Genomic DNA, 10,266 nt, shown 5'->3' on the forward strand with positions numbered 1-10,266 from the left:
CTTTCCTCGGCCTCTATGCATGGTATCGATAGAGGTCATGATTTCTGCTCTGCGTCAGGATTGGTCCGCGCTGTGAACCTTCTTATTATTCTTCTCTACCTCGCCGCGATGGTGCTCATCGGCTGGTACGGCAAGCGCCGGGCCAACAGCACGGAGGACTACCGGGTCGCGGGACGACGCCTGGGTTACCTCTTTTTTACGGGCACCATGTCCGCCGTCGTCCTCGGAGGGGCCGCAACGATCGGCGGCGTCGGCCTCGGGTACACCTACGGGATCTCGGGCATGTGGATGGTTGCTGCCATCGCCATCGGCGTCATGATCCTGTCCCTCGCCTTCGCCGGCAGGCTCCAGCGGCTCGGCGTCTACACGGTCTCGCAGATGCTCCAGCTGCGCTACGGCGGACGGGCGGTCAAGGCGTCCTCGGTGGTCATGCTGGGATACACGGCAATGCTCGTGGTGACGTCGACGTCGGCGTACGCGTCCATCTTCAAGGTCTTGTTCGACCTCGACCGCCCGTGGGGGATTGTCATCGGTTCCGTCGTGGTCATCGCGTACTCGATCCTCGGAGGGATGTGGTCGATCACGCTGACTGACCTCATGCAGTTCCTCATCATGACGGTCGGCATGTTCCTGCTCCTGCTGCCTTTCTCGTTGCACGCGGCGGGAGGATGGTCCGGCCTCCACGAGCGGCTGGACGCCGAATTCTTCGATCCCGGCGCCATGGGCGCAGAGTCCATCGTCACGATGTTCGTGGTCTACACCCTGGGCCTGCTGGTCGGGCAGGACATCTGGCAACGGGTGTTCACGTCGAAGACCCCGCGCGTTGCTCGGTGGGGAGGTTTCGCGGCCGGGGTCTACACCCTTCTCTACGGAATCGCCGGTGCCGTGATCGGCATGGGCGCGGCCGCCGTCATGCCGAACCTCGACGTCCCCGACGACGCCTTCGCCGCACTCGCGCAGGACTACCTCCCCGAGGGGCTGGGCGGCATCGTACTCGCGGCGGGTGTCGCGGCCATGATGTCCACGGCCTCGGGTGCGCTGATCGCCTCCGCGACGGTCGCACGGGTCGACGTCGTGCCCCTGATCGCGCGCCTGTTCGGACGCGGGGCGGGCAAGGACGTCGACCAAGCGGACGCGGGCCAGGAATCCGGCGAATCCGACTCGAGCATGAGACTGGACCGGCTGTATGTTCTGGGCATCGGCGTGATCGTCACGGTCATCGCGATGATCGTGCCGAGCGTGGTCACGGCGCTGACCATCGCTTACGACATCCTGGTCGGCGGCCTGTTGGTCGCTATCCTCGGCGGCCTCTTCTGGAAACGCGGGACGGGCGCCGGAGCGGCCAGTTCGATGCTGGTCGGCGCGCTGGGGGTGCTGGTGTCCATGATCTTCTTCGGCGTGGACGCGAACGAACCGATTTACGTGGGTCTGGTCCTGTCCGTCGTCGTCTACCTGGCGGTCTCGCTGCTGACGCCCCGCACGGACGCCGCGACGCTGACCGCGTGGCGGGACCGCGTCGAGGGGTCAAGGCGGTGACAGGGCGGCCGAGGCCTGGGACTCGCGAGGCCGCGACGCGCGGTCTTCCACCGGCCTCGGCCTCCGGGAGGCCCTACGCCCTCCCCAAAAGTTTCATATATGTATATTCTGGTTGCACACCAGGACACATTGCGGAGTCTCGGCGAGACCGCCTTGTCACCACCCCGTTCGCCGCAGGGCCGCGGCGAGAAGGAGAAGCATCATGAGCGACCAGACCGCAGAAACCACCGCGGACACCGCCCCCGTGCGCACCGAACCACGCCACAACGCTGGTTATGCGATCCTGGCGACCCTGAGGAACTACGGGATCGACACCGTGTTCGGCATTCCGGGCACCCACAACCTCGAGTTCTACCGCCATCTCGACGAGCTCGACATCAAGCCCGTGACCACCCGCCACGAGCAAGGCGCCTCCTACGGCGCGGACGGCTGGTCCCTGACGACAGGCCTTCCCGGCGTGGTCATCACGACCTCCGGCCCGGGACTGCTCAACTCGCTCTCGGGAGCCGCGACCGCGTACGCGGAGTCCCGCCCCATGATTCTCCTCTCCCCCGGCCGGCCCCGCGGGACCGAATTCCGCGACATCGGTTCCCTCCACGAGACCAAGAACCCGACCGGGGCGGTGGACTCGATCATCGGCCTTTCCCGCCGGGTCAGCTCGGCCTCCGAAGCGGTCGAGATGATTCACAACGCGTTCGTCTCCTTCAAGCACGACCGCCCCCGTCCGATCCACATCGAGGTCCCGCTCGACGTCCTCGAGGAGGCCGGCGGCTTCACCGAGGAGGAGCTCCGCGCCCGACCCCTCGGTTCCTTCCAACCCGCCCAACCGCACGACGTCGCCCGCGCCGCGAATATACTGGCCGCCTCCAAGAAGCCCGTCATCGTGGCCGGTGGCGGTTCGGTCGCGGCCCACGAGGCGGTGCTCGAGCTCGCCGAGCTGCTCGAGGCCCCGGTGATCACCTCGACCAACGGGAAGGGCGCGATCCCGGAGCGCCACCGGCTCTCCCTGGGCGCCGACCTGCGGCTCGGCACGGCACACGCCTTCTGTCGGGACGCCGACGCGATGCTGATCATCGGTTCCAAGATCGGTGAGGCCGAACTGTGGGGCGGCGACATCCGCCCGAACGGACCCATCATCCGGGTCGATATCGAACGCCAGCAGATGCTGACCAACATCACCCCGGACCTCGAGCTGCCGGGAAACTCCGTGGCCGTGGTCCCCCAGCTCATCGCGGCGCTCAAGGCAGAGGGCGTGGAATCAGGCACCCGGGCCGCCCCGGACCTCACCGAGGTCTTCGACCAGCTCGACGACGAAGGACGCTCGATCGCTCCCGAACTGGCCGAGCTGAACGAGATCATCATGAGCGTTCTCCCGGAGAACGCGATCGTCGGTGGCGACTCGTCGCAGGTCACCTACATGGGGACGACGACGTTCTACCGAGCGCCCAAGCCCAACTCGCTCCTGTACATGGGAACCTACGCGACCCTCGGGTACGGCCTGCCCGCATCCATCGGTGCGAAAATCGCCGCGCCGGAGCGTCCCGTGGTCTGCCTGCTCGGTGACGGCGCCCTCATGTTCGGGATCCAGGAGATCATGACCGCGGTGGAGCAGGACCTCGATCTTCCGATCATCTGCGTGGACAACGGCGGCTACGGCGAGATCCGTGCCAACGAAGAGGACCGCAGCATTGCCCCGACCGCAGTCGACCTCAGGCAGCCGGACTGGGTCCGGCTCGCCGAAGGCTTCGGGGCGACCGGGTTCTCGGCGACCATGGACACCCTGGCCGAGACCGTTCGCCAGGCCCTCGGGACCAAGGGTCCCTCGCTGGTTCACCTGACCATCGGCCGGGACATCTAGCACCCGGACCCACACGCCACCACGCGGCGGAGCCCCCTCGGACACATCGGTCCCAGGGGGCTCCGCCTTTTCTTCGTGAGGTCGACGGGTTACCGGAAGTTCGGGATGACGTCGTCGACGAACCTCTGGAGCGAGCGCTTCTTGTCCTCGTGGGACATCGAGTTGTCCGTCCAGAAGCTGTATTCGTCGTAGCCCATGTCCTCGTAGTTCCGGATGCGCTCGGTGACCTCATCCGGCGTCCCGATCATCGCGGTCCGGTGCAGGGATTCCGGTGCGAATTCGGGCCGCTCGGCGAAGTTCTCCTCCGGCATCGGCTCCAGGAAACCGTTGACCGGTTCCTTCTTTCCGAAGGCCCAGGCTGAGAAGGTGCGGTAGAACCGGTTGATCGCCTCTGCCGCGGGACGCCACCCCTCCGGTTCCTCGGGAGAGTGGACGTAGGTGTGCTTGAGCACCATGATTTCCGGCTTCTTCTCGACCTCGGGATGGTTCGCGACCGCGGCGTCGAATTTGTCCTTGAGGTCCTTGACCTCCTCGTCGCCCTTCATCAGGGGCGTGACCTGCACGTTGCACCCGTTGGCAACCGCGAAGTCGTGGGTCTCCGGGCTCCTGGCCGCAACCCATACGGGCGGGGTGGGTTGTTGCACGGGCTTGGGCACGCTCGTGGAGACCGGGAACTGCCACAGCTCGCCGTCGTGGGCGTAATCGCCCTGCCACAATGCGCGAATGGCGGGCACGAGTTCCCGAAGGTACCGGCCACCTTCCTCACCGGCCATTCCGCCGGCCAAACGGTCGAACTCGAATTGGTACGCTCCCCGGGCGATTCCGATTTCGGCGCGCCCGCCGCTGATGACGTCCAGGAGAGCCGTCTCGCCCGCGGCACGGATCGGGGTCCAGAAGGGGGCGACGATCGTTCCCGCGCCCAGTCGAATCGTCGATGTCTTGGCCGCGAGATAGGCCAACTGCGGCATGGGGCTGGGAGAGACGGTGTATTCGGTCGAGTGGTGTTCTCCGATCCACACGGTCTCGAATCCGCCCTCCTCCGCGATGCGGACGAGCTCGACCAGGTTCTGCCAGTGCTCCTCGTGGCTGAGCGACTCGTCCCAGCGCTCCATGTGAATGAACAGTGAAAATCGCATACTGCGCTCCTCGTAGATGTCGTGTTCGAAAACGTCCCTGTTTTCGTTCCTTGATCAGTTCTCTGCGTCGTGCGCATCCGCTGGGGTGTTGGGGATCGCGGCGTCTTCCGTCGCGCTTTCCCTTTCGCGGATGGTCTGGTTGTTTCTGGACCACTGCTCGCGCGGCACTTCGCGAACGATGACGGTGATGTTTTCCGGTGCTGCGTCCACCGTGGACTCCGCCACCTGGTGCACCCCGGCCATCAGCGCCCGCACTTGTTCTGCGCTGCGCCCTTCGGCGATGGAAATGTCGATCAGGGGCACGGGATCAACTCCTCATCACGAACGGGTCCGCGACCGGACCCTCGTCGGTGTTGATCCAGATGCTCTTCAACCGGGTGTATTCGTTCATGGACTCCAGGCCGTGCTCGACGCCGACGCCGGACTGCTTGAACCCTTCCCTCGGGGACATGGGCGACATGGCACGGTAGGTGTTGAGCCACACGGTTCCGGCGTCGAGCCGCTGCGACATGCGCATGGCCCGCTGAAGATTCGACGTCCACACGCCCGCAGCCAAGCCGTATTCCGTGTCGTTGGCCAACCGCAGCGCTTCGTCCTCGGTGTCGAAGGGCATGATCGCGGCAACCGGCCCGAAGATTTCCTCGCGGCAGATCCTCATGTCGTTGTTGGCTTCGGTGAGCACCGTCGGAGAGAAGAAATACCCGGGCAGATCCACCTCCGGAGCCCGGCCCCCGTAGCGGACGGTCGCGCCCTCCTCCTTGCCGATGTCGACGTAGGAGCTGACCTTGGCGAGCTGGTCCTCGAAGGCGAGGGGGCCCAGTTCGGTGGCGTCGTCCATGGGGTCACCGATGACGATGCTCGACGCCCGCTCGGTCACGCGCTCGACCAGCTCGTCGTAGATGCTCCGGTGAGCGAGCACCCGGCTGCCCGCGATACAGGTCTGCCCGCCGGCCGCGAAGATGCCGGCAATGACCCCCATGGCCGCGTTGGACACGTCCGCGTCCTCGAACACGATGTTGGGGCTCTTCCCGCCCAGCTCCAGCGTGCAACCGATGAAGCGGGCCGCCGCAGAAGAGGCAATGGCCGAACCTGTGCGCGTGGAACCGGTGAACGAGATCTTGGCGAGCCTCGGGTCGTTGACCAGGGCGTCTCCGGCCTCGGCGCCGAACCCCGTCACCACGTTCACCACGCCCGCCGGGAATCCTGCTTCGTCGGCCAGCTCGCCCAACCTGAGGATCGTCCTGGAGGTGTACTCACTGGGCTTGATCACCAGGGTGTTGCCGGCCGCAAGGGCGGGGGCCAGCTTGGACACCGTCAGGGTCAAGGGCGAGTTCCAGGGCGTGATGGCCCCGACCACGCCCAGGGGCTCACGTTGCGTGAAGTTCAGGACCTCCGGCGAATTGGTCGGGATCTGGGCGCCCTGCACCTTGTCGGCGAGACCGCCGTAGTAATAGAGGTACTCGGGCAGGGTCGCCAGCTGTCCCTTCATTTCCCGGTACAGCTTGCCGTTGTCCAGGCTCTCCAACCGGGCGAGTTCCTCCGCGTGCTCGCCGATCACATCCCCCAGCCTCCGGAGGAGGCGGCCCCGTTGGGACGGCGTCGTCCTCGACCATTCGGGTGAATGGAAGGTCTGGTAGGCCGCGTCCACGGCGGAGCGCACGTCGGCCCGGTCGCCGCGAGCCGCTTCGTACAGGGTTTCCAAGGTCGCGGGGTTCGTGCTCGGGAACCATGCCCCGTTGGACGGCGAGCGATGTTGCCCTCCGATGAAGTGTTCGAGTCGCTCAGCCATGATGAGCTCCTTCCGATTCGGTGATCAATTCGTTCAGTTCGGCGACGAGCTCGCCGGGGGCTTCGACGGGGAGCATGTGGCGGACCCCGGGCACCACGCGACGGCGCAGGTCGGGGACGAAGCCGGCCAACCGGTCCACCATCTCCGGCGTGGATCCCGTATCGAGTTCTCCCGTGACGGCCGTCGTGGGCGCGGAGATCGACGGGAGTTCGGGCAGGACCTCCCTGTCTCCCGACGCGAACACGGCGTAGGCGTGGAGATAGGATTCGACGTCGTTGGCCATCAGAACCTCGGCGGTCTTGTCCCGTCGCTCCAGACTCACATCGTCCCGACCGGGAAACCATCGGTCGAGGGCCTGGTGCATGCTGGCCCGGAAGTCCTGGCGGGCCGCCGCGAGCCTCGCCCGAACGGCGTCGGCCTCCTCGGGGCTCCGGGAACAGACCGAGCTGACGCAGGCCAACGACTCGACCCGCTCGGGATGACGTGCCGCAATGGTCTGGGCGATCAGCGCACCCAAGGAGAAGCCGACCAGATGGACCCGGCCGGTGGGCATTCGCGCGAGAACGTCTTCCGCCATGTCGGTCAGGGAAACCGGCTGCGTGAGCGGGGGCCGGCTCCCGTGGCCGGGAAGGTTTAGGGCAACCGTTCGGCGATCGGTCAGGCGTTCTTCCACGTCCGACCACACCGTCCGGTCGAGCCCGACGCCGTGCAGGAGAACCACGGGAGCTGTGCAAGCGGCCTCGGACACGCGGCTCACCTCTCAGTGCTCAGCGAAGCCAGCCGCTGCTGAGGGCGCCCCTGAGCGGCCCCGGCCAACGCGATCACGATTTCGTTCGGGTGAGGGGCATCGGAGACGCGCACCTCAATGGTCTGGTGGTGGGACCGAATGCTTGCATCCGTGAAGTGCTTGAGCGGAATATCGAAAACGGTTCCGCTCGCGGCCCTCTTTTCCACGGCAGGGAGCAGGGTGCTCGCCTGCGCCGCATCGCGGAAGTGGTTTCCGAACTTCAACGTGTGGATCAGGGCGGACCCGTGTTCGATCTCCCCGTCCAGTCCGACGATCGCGGCCTTGCCGTAGGCCTCCAACGGTGCGTCCAGCGCCTCCATGACGCGAGGGGCCAAGGTCGCTCCGAGATCGGAAGCGACCGCGTCGATGCCTTCCGTCAGGTCCTCCACGAATCCTTGGGAGGCCCAGGGATTGTCGATGACGGCGGCAACCACGGCCAGGCGCGCCGCCGGTTCCACGGGGCGTCCGCCTTCGGTCACGATGTCCTCGGTGATGGTCGTGATCTTGCGAATGTTCACGTCAGTTTTCCTTTCAGAATTTCGGAAGTGATGGGTGCATCGGTTCGTCGGTCCCCGAGCCGAGGGAATGGCCGGGGGCCGTCGGATGCGGCGACGACCACGCAGATCTCGTCCTCGCGCGGAGCGTCCGTCAGATGCACGTCGATCGTCTGGTAGTGGTCTCGCGAGGTGGCGTGGGTCTTGTGCCAGAGGGGGATCCGCACGTCGGTTCCGGGGATGGCCCGACCGTCCGCAAAGCAGAGGACCGAGGTCCCTTCCAAGAGCTCTCGGACGATATTGCCGAAGTACGGCGTGTGGATCAGGGCGCCGGCGTGTTCGAGCTCCCCCTCGGTTCCCACGAGTGCCGCCTTGCCGAAGGTTGCGACGTCGTCCACCCCGCCCAGAGCGGACACCACCTGGTCGGAGAGGATTTTGCCGAGAACGGGAGCCACTTCTCGGGCTTCCGGCCCGAGGTCCTGCTCGACCCCTCCCCCGACCCATGGGTTCTCAACCACCGCGACGGACGCGACTTGGCGCAGCGGACGATCAAGCGGCGTCCCGGACTCCGAAAGGATCTCGTCACAAACGGTCGTGACGGAACGGAGGCCAATGCTTTCGAGGACATCGGCGCCGAATGTTCCGGTCATGGTCTCAGCAGGCACGGAGCTCACCGCCTTCGACCCGTCGGTTTTCCTGGGCGTCGTCGTCGATCGATCCGGGCCGCGCCGGTTGGGGTTCGTCGATCGGCCGCAGGGCCGCCTGGCTGGAGGCTCGCACGTGGTTCCGCATGGTGAATTCGGCGTCCAGGGCGTCCTTGCTCTTGATCGCCTCAACGACGGAGTGATGCTCGTTGTCCGAAGCCTTGAGGCGCTCGGGCCGGGCCACCGTATTGACGACGATGCGGTGGTAGGCCAGCTGGTTCATGAGGCGCTCATAGGTTTCGTAGAGCTTCCTGTTGTCGGCACCGCGCACCAGAGTCCAATGGAATTCGTGGACCAATTCGGCGTATGCCTGACTGTCGCCTTCCGCGGCGGCCCTGTCCGAATCCATCAGATTCCGTTCGAGGGTCTCCAGCTCGCGGACTCGACCGCGACGCGCCAGGAGGCCGGCGGCGAGGCCCTCGAGTGATTCCTTGAGTTCGAAGAGCTCCACGATTTCTCGCCGAGTCGGTTGTCGAACGAAAGTGCCGACGCGGGGCCTGATCTCCACCAGGCCCTCGTTCTGCAATTGCTTGAGCGCTTCCCGAATGGGCGTACGACTGACGCCGAACTCCTCCGCCAAAGTCAGCTCCGGGATGAGGTCGCCCGGTCCGTAGCGGCCGTTGGTGATCTGGCGCCGCATCTTCTCCAGCAGGGTGATGTCCCCGGAGCGTGACTGAGGCACTGTATCCATGTCTTCTTGCATACATGAAACCTATGATGCATGCCACGATACTGTCAATGAACGCCAAAAAACTCCGAAAACTCGCGGATCAAAAAAGCCGTTGACGCGCCGAGATTTATACGCCTAGGGTTGCTTGCATGCAACAGACAAGCACTTTTCATGCCTCAGATCACATCAAGACATCGGTCGGCGACGCCTGGCGTGCGGCCTGGGACGACGGCAATGTGGCCGCCTTGAGCGAGATCGTCACGGCCGATTACGAGCGGATCAGCACCGGTTCCGGCAAGTCATCGGACCTCGACGGAATCCAGAATGAAATCTCCGAAATTCGTGCGGCATTTCCCGACCTGGAAACCGTCATCGACCAGATTCTGGTCGACGGCGACCAGGCCGCCATCTACTGGCACACCACGGGAACCTTCACTGAACCCTTGCACGACGTCCCGCCGACGGGAACCCAGGTCACGACGCACGGTTCGAACCTGCTCCATCTCCGGGACGGCCTGATTTCCCGCGAGGAAGCCACCTGGGACTCCGGAAATCTCCTGGCCGACTTGGGCCTGAAGTCACTCTCGGCGGCTTTCGACGGCGAGGATGCATCCGTGGTCGAGAACTTCAGCGGAAATCCGAGCCACGAGGCCCTGAAAGCATTCAACAAGCAGTTCATCACCGGGGTGACGGTCGTGACCACGAAGGACGAAGACGGCAAGCCCCGTGGCCTCGCGGTGAATTCCTACAATTCGGTGTCGTTGGATCCGCCCCTGGTTCTGGTCTGCGTGCAGAAGACTTCCTCCACCTATCCGGCCATGTTCCAGGCCCAGCACATCGGCATCAACATCATGAGCCGGAACCAACGCGAGACTCTCGGGGTCTTCGCGTCGAAGTCCGCGGACAAGTTTGCCGACCTCGAGTGGCATGAGGGCGAACACGGGTCCCCGTTGCTCGACGGGTCCTCGGCCTCGATCGAGGTCGAAATCAAGGAGCGCTTCCAGGCGCTCACCCACACCGTGTTCATCGGTCGCGTCCGTTCCGCCGACGCCTCGGAGGACGAGCCGATGATCTACAAGGCCGGGCAGTTCTTCGACAGCCTCGATCTGACCCCGCTGGGCTGACCACCAGCCGACTCCGCCGGGCGCGCCGCCGGCTGCTCGCCCGTCCACCGCGACGTCCGTCGATTCGGGTTGCCACCCAGGACGACGACGCCGATGGACCCCCAGAAGACGGCGCCCGGCCTGTTCCTCAGTTCGTGGGCGCGTTGTTGCGCCGAGCCCGATCCCGGC

General features: G+C 65.4%; 11 protein-coding genes. 3 read left to right on the plus strand and 8 right to left on the minus strand.

All coding sequences use genetic code 11. The features are described 5' to 3' along the window. Nucleotides 1-72: 72 nt before the first annotated feature. Together EWU68_RS11830 and EWU68_RS11835 are read left to right on the plus strand one after the other, a co-directional pair. On the plus strand, nucleotides 73-1,536 hold the full coding sequence (locus EWU68_RS11830; protein ID WP_129316337.1) for a sodium:solute symporter family protein: 1,464 nt from the start codon (nucleotides 73-75) through the stop codon (nucleotides 1,534-1,536). A gap of 202 nt (nucleotides 1,537-1,738) precedes the next feature. Then, complete coding sequence (locus tag EWU68_RS11835) at nucleotides 1,739-3,394, plus strand: thiamine pyrophosphate-binding protein (protein WP_129316338.1); 1,656 nt, start codon at nucleotides 1,739-1,741, stop codon at nucleotides 3,392-3,394. A gap of 89 nt (nucleotides 3,395-3,483) precedes the next feature. Here EWU68_RS11835 and EWU68_RS11840 read toward each other — a convergent pair whose 3' ends face one another. From EWU68_RS11840 to EWU68_RS11870, 7 genes are read right to left on the minus strand one after another with little or no spacing between them, the layout of a single operon-like run. Next, nucleotides 3,484-4,530, minus strand: a complete 1,047-nt coding sequence (locus tag EWU68_RS11840) for an LLM class flavin-dependent oxidoreductase (protein WP_129316339.1) — start codon at nucleotides 4,528-4,530, stop codon at nucleotides 3,484-3,486. Between the two features lie 54 nt (nucleotides 4,531-4,584). Next, nucleotides 4,585-4,833: a tautomerase family protein gene (locus EWU68_RS11845; protein WP_129316340.1), complete on the minus strand. Its 249-nt coding sequence runs from the start codon at nucleotides 4,831-4,833 to the stop codon at nucleotides 4,585-4,587. A 4-nt stretch (nucleotides 4,834-4,837) separates the two neighbouring features. After that, nucleotides 4,838-6,319 (minus strand): aldehyde dehydrogenase, encoded by a 1,482-nt coding sequence (locus EWU68_RS11850; RefSeq protein ID WP_129316341.1) that lies wholly within the window; start codon nucleotides 6,317-6,319, stop codon nucleotides 4,838-4,840. Next, the gene (locus tag EWU68_RS11855) at nucleotides 6,312-7,067 is read right to left on the minus strand and encodes an alpha/beta fold hydrolase (protein ID WP_129316342.1); all 756 of its coding nucleotides are present in this window, start codon (nucleotides 7,065-7,067) and stop codon (nucleotides 6,312-6,314) included. The genes EWU68_RS11850 and EWU68_RS11855 overlap by 8 nt, the downstream gene beginning before the upstream one ends. 5 nt (nucleotides 7,068-7,072) lie before the next feature. Continuing rightward, on the minus strand, nucleotides 7,073-7,624 hold the full coding sequence (locus EWU68_RS11860; RefSeq protein ID WP_129316343.1) for an amino acid synthesis family protein: 552 nt from the start codon (nucleotides 7,622-7,624) through the stop codon (nucleotides 7,073-7,075). Then, a complete protein-coding gene (locus EWU68_RS11865; protein ID WP_129316344.1) occupies nucleotides 7,621-8,250 on the minus strand; it encodes an amino acid synthesis family protein in 630 nt (209 codons plus the stop codon). The genes EWU68_RS11860 and EWU68_RS11865 overlap by 4 nt, the downstream gene beginning before the upstream one ends. Before the next feature lie 4 nt (nucleotides 8,251-8,254). Further along, nucleotides 8,255-8,995 carry a GntR family transcriptional regulator gene (locus EWU68_RS11870; protein WP_129316345.1) on the minus strand — a complete coding sequence of 247 codons (741 nt, stop codon included), beginning with the start codon at nucleotides 8,993-8,995 and terminating at the stop codon, nucleotides 8,255-8,257. 128 nt (nucleotides 8,996-9,123) lie between these two features. Between EWU68_RS11870 and EWU68_RS11875 the strand changes: the two genes are divergently transcribed. Next, complete coding sequence (locus EWU68_RS11875; RefSeq protein ID WP_129316346.1) at nucleotides 9,124-10,098, plus strand: flavin reductase; 975 nt, start codon at nucleotides 9,124-9,126, stop codon at nucleotides 10,096-10,098. Here EWU68_RS11875 and EWU68_RS13365 read toward each other — a convergent pair. After that, the coding region (locus tag EWU68_RS13365; RefSeq protein WP_238692448.1) for a hypothetical protein at nucleotides 10,047-10,266 on the minus strand (220 nt) is incomplete at its 5' end. The two genes, EWU68_RS11875 and EWU68_RS13365, sit on opposite strands and share 52 nt — an antisense overlap.

It is taken from the genome of Rothia koreensis (assembly GCF_004136575.1).
GTDB classification, from domain to species: domain Bacteria; phylum Actinomycetota; class Actinomycetes; order Actinomycetales; family Micrococcaceae; genus Rothia; species Rothia koreensis.